Origin of the sequence: uncultured Hyphomicrobium sp. (assembly GCF_902826555.1) — a bacterium.
Lineage (GTDB): Bacteria > Pseudomonadota > Alphaproteobacteria > Rhizobiales > Hyphomicrobiaceae > Hyphomicrobium_C.
In genome coordinates, this window is record NZ_CADEFI010000018.1 from 22,007 (window position 1) to 37,237 (window position 15,231).

Sequence of the window (15,231 nt, forward strand, 5' to 3'; positions counted from 1 at the left end):
CGGTGTCCCGCTCAGGCCATGTTCGCACCCCTCGCCGATCTCTCCCTGGAAGCCCTCTCATGGCCCCCGTGCTGAAACCCCGTCCCGGTGTGCTCGACATCGAGGCTTACGTGCCGGGCGAGAGCCGGGTGCCGGGCGGGGTGAAACCGATCAAGCTTTCGTCCAACGAAACGCCGTTGGGGCCAAGCCCCAAGGCCGTGCAAGCCTTCACGGCCGCCGGGGTGGCGCTCGAGCGCTATCCGGACGGGCAGGCGAGCTTGCTGCGCCAGGCTATTGCGCGCCGTTATGGCCTCAATCCGGATCGCATTGTGTGCGGGGCGGGGTCCGACGAGCTGATCAGCCTCATCGCGCATGCCTACCTCGGGCCGGGCGACGAGGGCCTCTTCACCGAGCATGGGTTCCTGCTCTATCGGATCGTCGTGCTGGCGGCGGGGGCTACGCCGGTGGTGGCGCCCGAGACCAATCTCAAGGCGGATGTGGATGCGATCCTCGCGCGTGTGACGCCGCGCACGCGGATCGTGTTTCTCGCCAACCCGAACAATCCCACCGGCACCTATCTCGGCATCGACGAGGTGCGCCGATTGCGCGCGAATCTGCCGGACGACGTGTTGCTGCTGCTCGACGCGGCTTACGCCGAGTACGTGCGCAGGAACGATTACGAGGCGGGGCTGGAGCTGGTCGCGACCACCGAGAACACGGTGATGACGCGCACCTTCTCCAAGATTTTCGGGCTCGCTGGTCTGCGTATCGGCTGGGCCTATTGTCCGGCGGCCGTTGCGGACGCGCTGAACCGCATTCGCGGGCCGTTCAACCTGTCGGCACCGTCCATCGCCGCGGGTGCCGCCGCCATGGACGATGTGGCGCACATCGAGGCGGCCGTTCGCCACAACGACGAGTGGCTGCCCTGGCTCACGACGGAAATCGGCAAACTCGGCCTCGCCGTGACGCCGAGCGTCGCCAATTTCGTGCTCGTGCATTTCCCGGTGGAGCCGGGCCGTGATGCGGCGGCGGCGGATGCCTTCCTCAAGGAGCGCGGCATCATCCTGCGCCGCGTCGCGGGTTATGGCCTGCCGGGCGCGCTGCGGCTCACCATCGGCACGGAGGACGAGAACCGCAAGGTTCTTGCGGCGCTCGGTGCATTTGTCGGAGCGCGCGCATGAGTGGCGGTGAGACGGATGCAAAGATGTTCGATCGCATCGCGTTGATCGGCATCGGGTTGATCGGATCGTCGATCAGCCATGCCGCCCGGCGTGCCGGGCTCGCGGGCGAGATCGTCGGCTCCGCAAGGACGCCGGCCACGGTCGAGACGGCCATGCGGCTCGGGATCATCGAGCAGGGCTTCGTGACGGCGGCCGAGGCGGCCGAAGACGCCGACCTCGTCGTGCTCTGCACGCCCGTCGGGTTGTGCGGGCCGATCGCCAAGGAGATCTCGCGCAGCCTCAAGCCGGGGGCGATCCTGACCGACGTCGGCTCGGTCAAGGCTGCCATCGTGCGCGACGTGTCTCCGCACGTTCCGAAGGGCGTGCATTTCGTTGCCGGGCATCCGATCGCGGGCACCGAGCAGTCCGGTCCCGAGGCCGGGTTTGCGGAACTGTTCGACGGGCGATGGTGCATTCTGACGCCCGAGCCGGATGCCGACGGCAAGGCGGTCGAAAAACTGCGTGCGTTCTGGGAGGCGCTGGGCTCGAAGGTCGAGATCATGTCGCCTGAGCACCACGACCTGGTGCTCGCCATCACCAGCCACGTGCCGCATCTCATCGCCTACAACATCGTCAACACGGCTGCGCACCTCGAGCGCGTGACGGACAGCGAGGTGATCAAATTCTCGGCCGGCGGCTTCCGCGATTTCACGCGTATCGCCGCCTCGGATCCCACGATGTGGCGCGACGTGTTCCTCAACAACAAAGAGGCGGTGCTCGACATGCTGGGGCGGTTCACCGAGGACCTCACCATGCTGCAGCGGGCGATCCGTTTCGGCGACGGGGATACGCTGCATCGGCTGTTTACTGAGGCGCGCGCGGTTCGCCGTGGCATCATCCAGGCAGGTCAGGACACGGCGGCGCCGGATTTCGGGCGTGGCCATGGAAAAACGCCGGCATCGAAACCGGACGCGAAAAAGAGCTGAGGGAGGACGCCGCGCGGCATGTCCGTCGAACCGGCCGATACCTGGATCTTCGGTTACGGGTCGCTGATGTGGAACCCGGGCTTTCCTTTCGCCGAAGCGCGGCCGGCGCGTCTCACCGGCTATCATCGCGCCTTCTGCATCTATTCTATCCATTACCGGGGGTCTCAACGGCAACCGGGGCTCGTGCTCGGTCTCGACCGCGGCGGCGTGTGCGACGGCATTGCGTTCCGCGTCTCGCCCGAGCGGCAGCAGGAGGCGCTCGCCTATCTGCGCCGCCGCGAATTGATCTACGGCGTCTATCGGGAGGTGCTGGTGCCGGTGGATGTTGCGCGCGATCAGGGTCAGGCACCGGCGACCGTGTGGGCGTTGACCTATATCGCCGAGCGCGCCCACCCCGCCTACTCCGGGTGCTTGCCGCTTACGCGGGAAGCTCAGCTGATCCGGAGGTCCGCAGGCCGCGGCGGCACAAATCTCGACTATTTCCTCAGCACGTTGCGGCATCTGCGGGAGCTTGGCATCAAGGAGCCCCGGCTCGATCGGCTGCTCACGGTAATGGGCGCGCTTGCGGCGCGGGGGGCGTCTACCCCGGGCGGCGGCGCGTCTCCGACCTCGGCGCTCACGCGCGCCTGGTCATCACGGGGTATCGCCACGCCGCGTACGGTGCGCGACAATCGGTTTGGGTATCGGGCGAAGCGCGGCTGAGGCTTGCCGGGGCCGTGGGTTAGGAGTTTGTCGCGCGCTCGTTATGAGGAGCCGCGACGACGTTCAGAGCGGAGGTTTGCGTGCAGGCATCCATCATCGTGTTTCTCGGCGCCGGCCTCGGAGGGGTGTTGCGCCACGTCCTCAATATCTGGATCACGGCGCTCGCGGGAAGCGCGTTTCCCTACGGCATTCTCGTCATCAACGTCGTTGGGTCGACGGTGATGGGGCTCGTCGCCGGGTGGTTTGCCTTTCGCGGCGATGGTCTCGGGGACCTGCGCCTTTTCCTCGCCACCGGCATTCTCGGCGGGTTCACGACGTTCTCGGCGTTCTCGCTTGATACGGCGCTGTTGATCGAGCGCGGCGAGACGCTCGCGGCCGGGGCCTATGTGGTGGGCAGCGTCGCGCTTTCGGTGCTGGGGCTGTTTCTCGGACTTTGGGCGATGCGTGCGGTGCTCGGCTGAACGCGCGTGCTCGCGAATAAAAATCGCGCCGGTTGGGGGACCGGCGCGATGGACTCAACGGGAGGAGAGGCTAGGGAGTAGGATGTTCAGTGACGGGTAGCTGCGATACGCTCAACGGGCTCGCTGTCGATGCGGCCGGCGCGTAGATCGAGTTCGACGAGGCGGCGCTCCTGGGCCGACGGGGCGAGAAGATGGACGTGAACCTCGTTGGCGCCGATGCGCGCCCCACGATGGCGAAGCTCGGCGAGATTCAAGGATCCGGAGCTGTGCTTCAGGTGGCCAATGGCGAGCACCGTGCGGCGGCCGGAGGCGTCGCGGTGGACGAGCAGGAAGTTCGCGGCCGGAATCTCGGGGCACGCGAGAAGATCGTATACGGTGTGTACGTAGCGCTGGCCCGAGGCGCCGCTCCAGAAATGAAAGCGGTCGTTGCGCTCGGCGGCGTTGCTCAAAACGATGTGGTCGGGGCTCGGAGCCGTGCGGCGGGCTCTGATCTCTGCGAGTTGAATGACACGCGCTCCCATCTTCTCGTTCCTTGCCTTTTACGCGGCTCTTGACGCTACCGAACTCACCCTGAGAATGCTGAGCGTTTTCAGCTGAAATGTGGCTCGATCTCAGTCATTTTTGGGCATTTGCGACTTGACGATCACCTTAACCGCAGGCGCGGGCAGCACGCTGTTCCTTGCGGAACCCGCCAGGCGGAACATGGGCTTAACCTTGTTTTCCGGCGGGTGAGGCGCACCGCCACGAGCGCCATGGATCCGTCACGTTCGTCGATTGCGGCCGGCGAGGCGTGTCAGTCGCAGCGGGAAAAGCCGCATGAGCGGCAGGTCCAGCATCCGCCCTCTTTGACGAAGGTCTGTGCCGCGCAGCGCGGGCAACTGCGGCCGGCCGGACGATGGGCGGGAGTGTCGAGGCCCGAGGCGGCGGCTCGCCCTTCCGTCGGCGGCGTTGCCGCCACGGGTGTCGCCAACGGCAGCTCGGCTTCCAGATCCGGGTCGGCCAGGAAGCCAATCCGCTTCATGTGTGTTTCGATCACGTCGCCGATGGCGGCGAGCAGGCTCGGCACGTAGCGACCGCCCATCCAGCGGCCGCCCTGGGGATCGAACACGGCCTTCAGCTCCTCGGCGACGAACGAGACGTCGCCGCCGCGGCGGAATACGGCGCTGATCATGCGGGTGAGCGCCACCGTCCAGGCATAGTGCTCGAGATTGCGCGTATTGATGAAGATCTCGAACGGGCGCCGCCTGCCATTCGCCTCGATATCGTTGATGGTGACGTAGATGGCGTGGTCGCTCTCGGGCCATTTGATCTTGTAGGTGTAGCCCGCAAGCGCGGGCTCGCGGTCGAGCGGCTTGGAGAGGTAGACGACATCGCTTTGACGCGCGACCGGAACGGCTTGGACGGCGGTGGACGAGACGACTAGCTCGGCGCTGCGTGCATCTTCCGAGACAGGCGAGGGCTCGGCAGGCGCCGTCTCGACCGAGGACGACAGCACGGCGCCGGTGACGGCGTTCGGCCGGTAGACCGTGCAACCCTTGAGCCCGAGGTCGAACGCCTCGAGATAGATCGACTGGAAGGCTTCGAACGAGATATCGGCCGGGCAGTTGATGGTCTTTGAGATCGAGCTGTCGACGTGGCGCTGCAGGGCCGCCTGCATGACGAGATGCTCGCGTGGGGTGAGATCGGCCGTGGTGACGAAGGCGTGCGTCAAAGGCGCTTCGCTCGCGACCGCCCGGCGATAGCGGGCGTGCGCCAGATCCTCGACCTCCTCGGAGCGGGCGATCCCGTCGGGGCCGAGCACGCGGCGGGTATAGCGGAAGTCGAAGACGGGCTCGACACCGGAGGAGACGTTGCCGGCAAACAGCGAGATGGTGCCGGTGGGCGCTATGGAGGTGAGGCAGCCGTTGCGCAGCCCATGGCGGCGGATGGCTTTCTGCACGTCGGCGGGCAGGCGCGTCACGTTGGGGGAGGTGAGGATCTTGTTGGCATCGAACAGCGGAAACGGGCCCTTTTCGGCGGCCAGCTCCGCGCTTGCGAGATAGGCGGCGCGCTCGATGGCTGCCATCCAGCTTTCCGCCAAGTGCTCGGCCTCAGGCGAGCCGTAACGCACGCCGAGGGCGATCAACGCGTCGGCGAGGCCGGTGACGCCGAGGCCGATGCGGCGCTTGGCCATGGCCTCCTGCCGCTGGGCGGGGAGCGGATAGCCCGAGACGTCGATGATGTTGTCGAGGAAGCGAACGGCAAGCGCCGTGCGCTCGTCGAGCTTGGCCGGATCGACGGCGGCGTTTCTCGTGAACGGCTCGGAAACAAGCTCGGCCAGATTGATGGAGCCCAGCAGGCAGGCGCCGTACGCGGGCAACGGCTGCTCGCCGCATGGGTTGGTGGCGCGGATCTCCTCGCAGTAAGCGAGGTTGTTCGCAGCGTTGACGCGGTCGATGAAGATGACGCCGGGCTCGGCATAGTCAAAGGCTGCCCGCATGATGCGCTCCCACAGCGCGCGGGCGCGAACGGTCTTGTAGACCTTTCCCTCGAATGCGAGATCCCACGGCTTGTCGGCCCGCACGGCGGCGATGAAATCGTCGGTGACGAGCACCGACAGATTGAAGTTGCGCAGTTTCGCGGGGTCGGCCTTGGCGTCGATGAAGGCCTCGATATCGGGATGGTCGCAGCGGAGCGTGCCCATCATGGCGCCGCGGCGGGCGCCGGCCGACATGATGGTGCGGCACATGGCGTCCCAGACGTCCATGAAGCTCACGGGGCCGGAGGCGTCGGCGCCGATGCTTTTGACGAGCGCGCCCTTGGGTCTCAGGGTCGAGAAGTCGTGGCCGATGCCGCCGCCCTGCTGCATGGTCAAGGCGGCTTCCTTGACGTTGTCGAAGATGGACGTGAGGTCGTCCTCGATGCGCCCCATGACGAAGCAGTTGAAGAGCGTCACGGTGCGGCCGGTGCCGGCGCCGGCCAGGATGCGGCCCGCGGGCAGGAAGCCGAAGTCGGCGATGGCGTCGTAGAAGCGTTTCGCCCAGGCCTTCCGCGCGCGCTTGCCGCCCTTCTCGACGGACGCTGCCGCCTCGGCGACACGGTGGAACGTATCGGCCAGCGTTTCGTCGCGCGCGCCGTCGCTCACGAAGCGGTACTTGCGCTGCCAGATCTCCTCCGAGATCGGCGCCAGGAATGTGGGAGCGACGGCCATTTAAAGGAGCCCTCTGAAACTGCCCACAAATATAGGGACGAAGGCGCGCGGCGTCAATAAAATGTTCTTGTTATGTTCCGGACGGTTCCGGCGGAGGCTTCCTCGGCCCCGGGTGGGGTTTCAGTCGAATGTCGAGCGTTGGTCATGCCGCTTACATACATTCGTTGGAAGGCGTCCTATCGTGCAGCCATCACCGACACGCGATAAGCAGGCGTCGGTGCCTGAGAGATGCGCGTGCTCCCGCCTGGTCAACGAACCACAAGGAGCACGCCGATGCCGCAAGGGCAGGATCTTCTTCTCATCAACGCCGTCATCGAAGCGTCTTTGGACGAGGCCGATGAGCGAGGTATCGCTCTCGTGGGTGCGACGCGCCGCTTATTCGCGCTCGTGGACGGCGGTGAGCGCGATTTCGAGGTTCTGAGGGCAGCGGCGCTGGGTGACAAGGCCCATTGATCGACTTAGCTGCTCGCCGCGATCGGCTTCCCATACGTCTCGGGCCGTCCGGGTCTCGGCGAGACCGCGGCCATTATTCCGAAATTGAAAGGCTGGCGCGACCTTCGGCGACGAGGCGCTGGGTAGCGGCTTCGAGGCGGGCTTCGAGAAGCTCGCGGAATTCCTTGCGCGGGAGCCCCGGCGGGATGGGATCCAGGAACTCGACGACGATGGTGCCGGGATGGCGCACGAACTGGCGGCGCGGCCAGAAGAGCCCGGAGTTCAACGCCAGCGGCACGCAGGGCAGTTCTAGGGCTTCATAGAGCGCCACGTAGCCGGGCTTGTAGTCGGGCGGCGCGCCCGGGGCCTGGCGTGTGCCTTCGGGGAAGATGACGATCTCGCGGCCCTGTGCCTTGCGTATCTCCGCATCGGCAATCATCGCCTTCAGCGCCTTGGCCGCCTTGTCGCGCTTGACCAGGATGTGCTCGAACTTGACGCAGAACCAGCCGTAGAACGGGATCCACTTGAGCTCGTCCTTGAGGACAATGGCGGGGTCGCGAAAGAGCGGCACGAGACCGAACGTGTCCCAGGCCGACTGATGCTTGGAGACGACGAGGCAGGCGCCGTCGGGAAGTTTTTCGCGGCCGCGCACCTCGAGCCTGGTTCCGGCAATGACCTCGAGCAGCCAGACGCAGACGAGCCCGTGGATCCTGAGACCCGCCATTGCCCAGCTGCGCGGCGCAAAGAGCAGCCACGATCCCAGCACGAGGAAGAGTGCCGTCGTCACGTAGAAGGCGATCGCGAAAAGGATAGAGCGGAGGAGGAGCATGGGAACTCAGGATTTACGCGGGGTTCCCGACGAGGCTGTGATGGACGTGGCTTGCCAGGGCGTCATTCCGCGGGCAACCGCGAGGCGGACCGCGGCCGGCAGGAACTTCAGATATTCGGATGCCAGCAAACGCGCCGCCGTCGAATCGAGCCACCAGACCTTGCGGCGCAGCACATCGGGCGCCACGGGATGGGGGACCAGCTCGATGTTGGGCATCTCGCGCGCAAGCTCGGCGAGGCTGCGCGGCATGTGATAGCTCGCCGTGACGACGATCAGGCGATCGTAGCCGAGGGCTTCCGCCCAGCGGCGTGTCTCGTCGGCGTTGCCAATGGTGTTGAGCGCCGCATAGCCGAGATCGACGCAGCAGTTGAATGTCTTTTCGTCGAGGCCCGAGATCTTGAGGAGCGACGGCCGGCCAATCTTCTGGTTCACGCCGGAGATCAACAACCGCTGGCCGCGGTTGTCCTCGAGCAGACGTGCCGCCTCGGAGATGCGGGTTTGTCCGCCGGTCAAAACGACGATGCCGTCGGCGCGCACATCCTGCACCTCCGGCTCACGCATCACCGTATTGGCGAACAGCACGAACCCGAACGCGAGCAGCGCCGCAGTCGTGCCAACGAAGCCAACGATGAAGCGCCTCAAGCCCATATCTGCTCATCCGGCCCGGAACGGTGCCTGTTCGACCCGGAGAAGACTAGCTGATTTGAGCCACCTTGTGACACACCTCCGGAAGGAAGTGGTGCAAAGGGGGAGCCCGGGACCAGCCGACCAGGATGGGCCCTAGAAGGCCGAAATCGCCTGGTCGCGTCAATGTTTACTGTTGAGAATCCGGAAAACACCGAACCTGGAGGTCAGCATACAGAGCGCCGCGATGACCACAACGACGATGCCCATCAGCACAAAGCCGGCCGTATCGAGCGCTCCGGAGCCCAGCAGCCGGTGCAACTCGGTCAGAGTCATGGCGCCGCCGCCCATGATCTGCACGAGCCCGGGCATCAGCAAGAAGACGGCCAATGCCAGGACTGCGCCCACCAGACCGGCGCGCACACCGAGGCGAAGAAAATGCTTCTCGAACTCGCGGGCGATGAAGCGGTCGGTCGCGCCCACAAAGTGCAGCACCTCGACGATTTCGCGGTTGGAAGCCATCGAACTCTTGGTCGCGGACACGATGATGGCCGTGGTCGCCATGGCGACGAGAGCCAGGATGGCCAGTCCGCCGAGCGCGAAGCTGTTGGTGATGGTGGCGATCTGCTGCTGCCAGCGGCGGTGGTCGTCGAGCGTCGCGCCTTGGAACTGGCTCGACAGCCCGGCACGGACCTTGTCGAGATCGGGGGCGGCGTTACGGTCCAGCTCAAGCGCGATCAGGCGCGGCAGCGGTAGCGCGTTCAAATCTTCAATCTGGCCGAGCCAGGGCTCGAGGAGAGCCGCCGATTCCGCGGCCGACATCAGCGTCACCTTGGCGATGCCGCTCTGCTGACCGAGGTAAGTGGCCACATCCTGCGCAATCTTGTCGGTGTCGGTGCCATCTTTCGCCTGCACCTGGACGGTGACCTCGCTGGCGATGTCCTTGAGCCAGGCGTTGGCCGATTGGCGGATCATGTAGACGGCGCCCACGGTCAGGCAGGCCAGGAAGCACATGATGGTGATGACGAGCGTCAGCGAACGGCCGGTGACGGAGCCTGCCGGCACGATGGGCGCGGTGAGGGATTCGACTTTACGCGCCTCGCGCGGCGGCGGCGCGTACATGTCGGGGCGGGCGTGGCGCTCGTACTCGCTGCGAAGGGCCGCGTCGCCGGCCGAGATCGGATCGGGCTCATACGGGTTCCTGTCGAAGTCGGTGCGTGCCTGCGTGGTCGCGCGGCCGCCCTGTGTGACCAGGTCGTCGTAGGGGTCGTACTCGGGCACGCGATGGGGGTCGAGCCCACGCATCGGCGGCCGGTCGGGTCTGTCATACGATCCGGACATTGCCGTCGTGGAGCTCCAGTCGGGGGGCCTTGAATTGACGCATCAGCTGATGGTCGTGGGTGGCGATCATGACCGACGTGCCAAGCCGGTTCAGCTCGATGAACAGCCGCAGCAGACGGCGCGCCATCTGCGGGTCGACGTTACCCGTCGGCTCGTCGGCGAGCAGAAGCTCAGGCTTACCGATCACGGCGCGGGCGATGGCGGCGCGCTGCTTCTCACCGCCCGAGAGCACGGAAGGATAACCGTGCATGCGGTCGCCGAGTCCGACCCATTGCAGGAGATCGGTCACGTCCTCCTTGTAGTCGTCGAGGCGCTTGCCGACGACCCGCAGGGGGAGCGCGACGTTCTCCCATGTGGTCAGATGCTCGAGGAGGCGGAAGTCCTGGAACACAATGCCGATGCGACGCCTGAGTGGGGCACGCTTGCTGGTCGTGATGCGGCTCACGTCCTGGCCGAAGAGCTGGATTTGCCCGCGGGTCGGATGGATCGACATGAAGAGCAGGCGCAGAAGCGACGTCTTGCCCGCACCGGAGGGGCCGGTGAGAAAGTGAAAGGAACCGGGCCGGAGGTGAAAATTCACCTCGGTCAGGATCTCAGGACCGCGATCGTATTTGAGACCGACATTCGTCAATCGTATCACGGGCGATTGGCTCCGGGATGGGGTGCAAGGGTTCGGGCTTTCGTCGAGCGCCTATATGCTGGAAGGCGAGGGGAGTATCAATCGGTTACGAATATGGCGGCGGCATGTACAATCCTGCTTTGGTCCCCGTTCACGACAATTGGCCGCTCGCCTTGCTCTGAACGAAGATCGCTCGATACCTTGCGACACGAGGCTTACGTGGTGCCGTGGGATCGGTCTCGGGCAAGGATAGGGGGCTAAATACATGATTCAGAGCCATAATCGGTCCCATCCTCGTTCAATCCACGCGTGGGATGGCAAGCACGCATCGTGCAAGACAAGGACGGTAGGATGACGCAAGAGCAAGCCGGCGCGGCCCCTGAGGTGCAGGTGATTTACTCGGCGGACAGCATTGCCCGGAGGCTCGAGGAGCTTGCCGCGGAAATCGCCGCCCGCAAGCTCGAGCGTCTGCTGGTGGTGGCCGTGCTCAAGGGCAGCTTCGTGTTTGCGGCCGATCTCATCCGTGCGCTCTATCGCTCGGGGCTCGAGCCCGAGGTCGATTTCCTGACGCTCTCGAGCTACCGCAAAAGCAGAACATCGTCCGGGAAGGTCGAGATCCTGCGCGATCTCGATCTCGGTGTCGAAGGGCGCAACGTGCTGCTGGTCGATGATGTGCTCGATTCGGGCCGCACCCTGGTGTTTGCCAAGGATCTCATTTCCGCGCGCGGGGCCGACAGTATTCTGACCTGCGTGCTGATCGACAAGAAGGTGCCGCGGGCCGTGAACGTCGCGGCGGATTTCAGTGCTTTCGAAGGCAACGACGAGTTCGTCGTAGGCTACGGTATGGACGTCGCGCATCGCTATCGCGAGCTTCCGTTCGTCGGCCGGATGACGAAGGAATAGCCACATCGCTTGCGTGGGGACGTGACGTCGGAATGCGTGCGGCACAGGGAGCGGTGCTGGCGGGGAGGACGGGATGGCTCACATACTGCTTGCTGACGACGATCAGGCGACCCGAGATCTCGTCAAACGCGCGCTGGAGGCCGATGGGCACACGGTCGACCTCACGCAGGACGGAACGGAGGCGCTCGAGATCCTGTCGGGCGGCACAGCCTTCGGCGTTTTGGTGTCGGATGTTCACATGCCCGGCCTCGACGGAATCGAGCTGGCGCGACGGGCCATCGAGGATCGCCCCGGTTTGAAGCTCCTGCTCATGAGCGGTTTCGCTGAGGAACTCGATCGGGCGCGGGCGCTGAACTCGCCCAACCTCAGCGTCATCATGAAGCCCTTTACGCTGGAGCAGATGCGGTCCGCGGTGCGGGCGCTCCTCGGGTGATTTCCTCGCCGTGTCGAGACGAGCCCGGCGCGTCGGCGCCTGGTGACGGCGCTTCCTAAAGCGCGTTCTTGCGCTGCTGGATCATCATGTAGGTGTCGCTCGTGTGCTCGGCGAGCTGGAACCAGAGATATCCTTCCGCCCGCACGGCGGCCATGGCGTCAAACGCCTTCTTGAACGTCGGGTTGGCGTTGCAGAGTTCCGTGTAGGCGTCGGTCGAGGCCTTGAAACACGCGTCGAGCACCGTCTCGGAGAACGGCCTCAGGATGGCGCCTGCCTTGACAAGACGACGGAGTGCTGCCGGGTTACGCATGTCGTAGCGTGCCTGGGTGATGGTGTTGGCCGCCTGCGCGGCGGCGTAGACGATGGATTGATAGGCTTTGGGCAAGCTGTTCCACTTCTCGAGGTTGATGAAGAAGTGCAGCATGGCCTGGCCCTCCCACCAGCCCGGGTAGTAATAGTAGCGGGCGACCCGGTAGAAGCCGAGCTTCTCGTCGTCGTAAGGTCCGACCCATTCGGCCGCGTCGATGGTGCCCTTCTCGAGTGCCGGATAGACATCGCTGCCGGCGATCTGTTGCGGCACGGCGCCGAGCCGGGAAAAGATTGCGCCGCCGAATCCCGCGATGCGGATCTTCAGTCCTCTCAGATCCTCGGGCGTATTGATCTCCTTGCGGTACCAGCCACCCATCTGCGCACCGGTGTTGCCGCCGGGGAAGCCGATGAGGTTATAATGCGCATAGAACTCGTTCATGAGCTCGATGCCGCCGCCGTCGTACATCCACGCGTTCTGCATGCGGCTGTTGAGACCGAAGGGGACGCAGGTACCCAGGGCGAAGGTCGGGTCCTTGCCCCAGTAGTAGTAGGACGTGGTGTGGGCGGCTTCGACGGTTCCGTCGGTAACGGCATCGGCGGCTTGCAGTGGGCCGACGATCTCGCCCGCGGCAAAGACCTGGATGTTGAAACGGCCGTCCGTCATTTCCCGGACGATGCGCGAGAAGGTCTCGGCGGAGCCGTAGATCGTATCGAGGGATTTCGGGAAGCTCGAGGTCAACCGCCAGGTCAGGGTCGGCATGCTGGAGACGATGGCGGGGGCCGACGGTTCCTGGTCGCACGCCGTGAGCGTTGCTGCCGCGCCTCCCGCGCCGGCCACCGTCATGAATTTTCGGCGGTCGATCCTCGTCATCATGCCCCCCTTGGCTCATTTTGGCGCGGACTATAAACGCAGAACTGCAGCGCCGGAAAGCATTCGCGGGATACCCTATTGCGGTGGCCGCGGCGGGCGCTAGGCTCTGCCGATGCGTCTTCCGAAAAGGACCTCAGAATGACAAAAGCAGCGATCTGGTGCCTTTCGGGGCTTATTTGCGGGCTCACTGTCCTTGCGGCTTCCGAGGCGGGGGCTGCCGAATGGTGGATGCTGCAGCAGACCGAAGCGGGACGGGAGTGCGGGCCGCCAATCGAGGCCGAGGGCGTGACGCTGACGCCGGATGTGCTCATGAAGCAATATCCGGAGTGCAAGCTCATGGCCGAGACGCCGTCGCTCGATCTCGAAGCCGTCATGGTCAATTGCGAAGGCGACATCGGACGCGTCTTCGTCTTCACCAAGAGCAAAGCCGGCTGCGAGCGGCTGGCAAAAGACTAAGCCTCATTCCGCGGCGGACAGCGCATGGGCCAGGACATTGCCGGGGTGCTGCTCGCCGGTGGGCGCAGCCGGCGTATGGGGGGAGGCGACAAGGCACTGATGACGCTCGCGGGGCGGATGCTCATTCGGCATGCCAGCGAGCGGCTTGCACCGCAGGTCGGCGCTCTCATCCTCAATGCGAATGGCGACCCTCAGCGCTTCTCTGCTCTCGGGCTGCCGGTGATCGCGGATGAGACGGACGATTTCGCGGGGCCCTTGGCTGGCGTGCTGGCGGCGCTGCATTGGTTTGCGCAGAAGCGGCAGGGCTTTTCGGCGGTCGCGAGCGTGTCTGCCGACGTGCCGTTCGTGCCGGTCGATCTCGTGGCGCGGCTGGCGGAGGCGTTGCGCACGCATGGAGCCGCGCGCGTGGCGGTCGCGCAGTCGCGCGGGCGGCGTCATCATGTAATCGGCCTTTGGCGCATGGACGCGGCAGGCGAGATCGCAGCGGCGCTGGCCCGCGGCGAACGCAGGGCGGAGGCCATAGTGGACCGGCTCGGGGCGGTGACGGTGCCGTTTGCCGATGTCGATCTCGGCGGTGAGAGTGTGGATCCGTTCTTCAACGTCAACACGCCTGAGGATCTGGCGTTCGCGGAGGCTGTGCTGGCGGGGGCCTCGGCAACGACACCTTTCGTGGTCGGGGTTGCCGGGTGGAAGAATTCGGGCAAAACGACTCTCGTCGAGCGGCTGGTCACCGAGCTCGCACGGCGTGGTTACAGGGTGTCGACCGTCAAGCACAGTCATCACGATATTTCGGGTGAGGCGGAGGGCACAGATAGCGCGCGCCACCGGCGGGCCGGTGCGCATGAGGTGGCCTTGGTGTCACCCCGCCGTTGGGCGGTGCTGCGAGGCGCATCCGACCTTGCGTGGCAGGACGAAGCCGAGCCGCCGCTTGCGGCTATCGTCGCGCGCCTGGAGCCTCCAGACATCGTCATCGTCGAAGGTATGAAGCGTGCGCCGATCCCGAAGATCGAGGTGCGCCGCAGCGGACAAGGGCCCGGTGTGCCGCTGGCCGATGGTGATCCTCAGGTGTTCGCCGTGGCTGCCGATTGCGCCGTCGCAGGCGGCAATGTGCCGGCCTTTTCGCTCGACGACGTGGCGGGGCTGGCGGCTGCCTTGCTCGCCAAGGCAGGGTTGCCAGGACGCAGGGGAAACTCGTGATGCCTTGGCGAGAGATGGGCGCGTCGCTCGCGCTTTTGCTTCTGCTCGGTTCTCCGGCGCACGCCGACGATCCGAAGCTCGCGCCAGGACGCGATCCCGGGGGAATGGCGGTTGCCGTGCTCGCGGACGGGTTCGACTACTTACAGCCCGATCTCGCAAAGGTGCTGGCGCGCGATGGAGAGGGGGAGGCCATCGCCTGGGACGCGCTGGACGGGGACCATCGTCCGTTTCAGGGCGATGGCAGAGGCACCGACATCGGCAAAGCGGCGGCGGCGCGAGGGGGCGTGCGCATCGTAGCCGTACGTGTTGCTACCGAGGATCCTGCATCGCTGGCGAAGGGGATCGCGTTTGCGGCCGGGACACCTGCCGTCGTTGTTCTGGTGGCCCTCGACGCAAGCGCACGCGATGCGCACAAGGTGGTTCTCTTGGCCGCGGAGCGGTTCAAGACGCAGCTCTTCGTCATGAGCCTCCCGGGGGTGACCGCGGACGAAAAGAAGCGGAGCGAAACCTCGGGGAACCTTGTTCTGATCGACGCGTCGGGCGATGCGCTTCTCGGCGCAAAGGCGGTCGCGCATGTGTTCGGTTGCAATCGCGGGGCGCTCACCGGCGCCACGGGGACGGAGCTCAAAGCCGCGTTTCTAGAGCGCGTGGGAGAGGCGCCTTCCGCGGGCTGCGAGCCAGAGGGCGGCGTAAAGGCCGACTAGAGCGGGGATTAGGCCAAGTGGGCGCGGTGCGGGAC

At 65.5% G+C, this 15,231-nt stretch carries 17 protein-coding genes and 1 pseudogene; 11 read left to right on the forward strand and 7 right to left on the reverse strand.

The annotated features are described in order from the left end of the window. The first annotated feature begins 59 nt into the window (after positions 1-59). The 4 genes from hisC (at position 60) to crcB (ending at position 3,288) form a co-directional block, all read left to right on the forward strand. The gene (gene hisC, locus QZV93_RS09635; RefSeq protein WP_295557941.1) at positions 60-1,160 is read left to right on the forward strand and encodes a histidinol-phosphate transaminase; all 1,101 of its coding nucleotides are present in this window, start codon (positions 60-62) and stop codon (positions 1,158-1,160) included. Beyond that, entirely contained in the window at positions 1,157-2,125 is a 969-nt protein-coding gene (locus QZV93_RS09640; RefSeq protein ID WP_295557942.1) for a prephenate/arogenate dehydrogenase family protein, read from the forward strand. Before hisC ends, QZV93_RS09640 begins: the two co-directional genes overlap by 4 nt. An 18-nt stretch (positions 2,126-2,143) precedes the next feature. After that, positions 2,144-2,827: a gamma-glutamylcyclotransferase gene (locus QZV93_RS09645; RefSeq protein ID WP_295557943.1), complete on the forward strand. Its 684-nt coding sequence runs from the start codon at positions 2,144-2,146 to the stop codon at positions 2,825-2,827. A gap of 80 nt (positions 2,828-2,907) precedes the next feature. Then, positions 2,908-3,288 carry a fluoride efflux transporter CrcB gene (crcB, locus tag QZV93_RS09650; RefSeq protein WP_295557944.1) on the forward strand — a complete coding sequence of 127 codons (381 nt, stop codon included), beginning with the start codon at positions 2,908-2,910 and terminating at the stop codon, positions 3,286-3,288. 86 nt (positions 3,289-3,374) lie between these two features. Here crcB and QZV93_RS09655 read toward each other — a convergent pair whose 3' ends face one another. Both QZV93_RS09655 and QZV93_RS09660 read right to left on the reverse strand, forming a co-directional pair. Then, positions 3,375-3,809, reverse strand: coding sequence for a hypothetical protein (locus tag QZV93_RS09655; RefSeq protein WP_295557945.1), 435 nt, complete (start codon positions 3,807-3,809; stop codon positions 3,375-3,377). Between the two features lie 272 nt (positions 3,810-4,081). Then, positions 4,082-6,478 carry an adenosylcobalamin-dependent ribonucleoside-diphosphate reductase gene (locus tag QZV93_RS09660; RefSeq protein WP_295557946.1) on the reverse strand — a complete coding sequence of 799 codons (2,397 nt, stop codon included), beginning with the start codon at positions 6,476-6,478 and terminating at the stop codon, positions 4,082-4,084. Between the two features lie 273 nt (positions 6,479-6,751). Between QZV93_RS09660 and QZV93_RS09665 the strand changes: the two genes are divergently transcribed. Further along, positions 6,752-6,931 carry a hypothetical protein gene (locus QZV93_RS09665; RefSeq protein WP_295557947.1) on the forward strand — a complete coding sequence of 60 codons (180 nt, stop codon included), beginning with the start codon at positions 6,752-6,754 and terminating at the stop codon, positions 6,929-6,931. Between the two features lie 73 nt (positions 6,932-7,004). Here QZV93_RS09665 and QZV93_RS09670 read toward each other — a convergent pair whose 3' ends face one another. The 4 genes from QZV93_RS09670 to ftsE all read right to left on the reverse strand — a co-directional run bounded on the left by QZV93_RS09670 (position 7,005) and on the right by ftsE (position 10,344). Next, positions 7,005-7,739, reverse strand: coding sequence for a 1-acyl-sn-glycerol-3-phosphate acyltransferase (locus QZV93_RS09670; protein ID WP_295557948.1), 735 nt, complete (start codon positions 7,737-7,739; stop codon positions 7,005-7,007). Positions 7,740-7,745: 6 nt separating this feature from the next. Then, positions 7,746-8,387, reverse strand: coding sequence for a YdcF family protein (locus QZV93_RS09675; RefSeq protein WP_295557949.1), 642 nt, complete (start codon positions 8,385-8,387; stop codon positions 7,746-7,748). Positions 8,388-8,546: 159 nt separating this feature from the next. Beyond that, entirely contained in the window at positions 8,547-9,704 is a 1,158-nt protein-coding gene (locus QZV93_RS09680) for an ABC transporter permease (protein ID WP_295557950.1), read from the reverse strand. After that, positions 9,688-10,344 carry a cell division ATP-binding protein FtsE gene (gene ftsE, locus QZV93_RS09685; RefSeq protein ID WP_295557951.1) on the reverse strand — a complete coding sequence of 219 codons (657 nt, stop codon included), beginning with the start codon at positions 10,342-10,344 and terminating at the stop codon, positions 9,688-9,690. The genes QZV93_RS09680 and ftsE overlap by 17 nt, the downstream gene beginning before the upstream one ends. Positions 10,345-10,674: 330 nt before the next feature. On the opposite strand from ftsE, the gene hpt reads away from it, so the two are divergent. Both hpt and QZV93_RS09695 read left to right on the forward strand, forming a co-directional pair. Then, the gene (hpt, locus tag QZV93_RS09690) at positions 10,675-11,226 is read left to right on the forward strand and encodes a hypoxanthine phosphoribosyltransferase (protein WP_295557952.1); all 552 of its coding nucleotides are present in this window, start codon (positions 10,675-10,677) and stop codon (positions 11,224-11,226) included. Between the two features lie 73 nt (positions 11,227-11,299). Next, on the forward strand, positions 11,300-11,659 hold the full coding sequence (locus tag QZV93_RS09695; RefSeq protein ID WP_295557953.1) for a response regulator: 360 nt from the start codon (positions 11,300-11,302) through the stop codon (positions 11,657-11,659). Between the two features lie 55 nt (positions 11,660-11,714). On the opposite strand, the gene QZV93_RS09700 is transcribed toward QZV93_RS09695, so the two are convergent. After that, positions 11,715-12,839 carry a TRAP transporter substrate-binding protein gene (locus QZV93_RS09700; protein ID WP_363156880.1) on the reverse strand — a complete coding sequence of 375 codons (1,125 nt, stop codon included), beginning with the start codon at positions 12,837-12,839 and terminating at the stop codon, positions 11,715-11,717. Positions 12,840-12,977: 138 nt separating this feature from the next. Between QZV93_RS09700 and QZV93_RS09705 the strand changes: the two genes are divergently transcribed. The 4 genes and pseudogenes from QZV93_RS09705 (at position 12,978) to QZV93_RS09720 (ending at position 15,196) form a co-directional block, all read left to right on the forward strand. After that, positions 12,978-13,295, forward strand: a complete 318-nt coding sequence (locus tag QZV93_RS09705; RefSeq protein ID WP_295557954.1) for a hypothetical protein — start codon at positions 12,978-12,980, stop codon at positions 13,293-13,295. A 24-nt stretch (positions 13,296-13,319) separates the two neighbouring features. Further along, a pseudogene (mobA, locus tag QZV93_RS09710) lies at positions 13,320-13,907 on the forward strand (molybdenum cofactor guanylyltransferase MobA); the annotation flags it as partial. A gap of 27 nt (positions 13,908-13,934) precedes the next feature. Continuing rightward, positions 13,935-14,492, forward strand: coding sequence for a molybdopterin-guanine dinucleotide biosynthesis protein B (mobB, locus tag QZV93_RS09715; protein WP_295557994.1), 558 nt, complete (start codon positions 13,935-13,937; stop codon positions 14,490-14,492). Next, positions 14,492-15,196, forward strand: a complete 705-nt coding sequence (locus tag QZV93_RS09720) for a hypothetical protein (RefSeq protein WP_295557956.1) — start codon at positions 14,492-14,494, stop codon at positions 15,194-15,196. The genes mobB and QZV93_RS09720 overlap by 1 nt, the downstream gene beginning before the upstream one ends. The last annotated feature ends 35 nt before the right edge of the window (positions 15,197-15,231 follow it).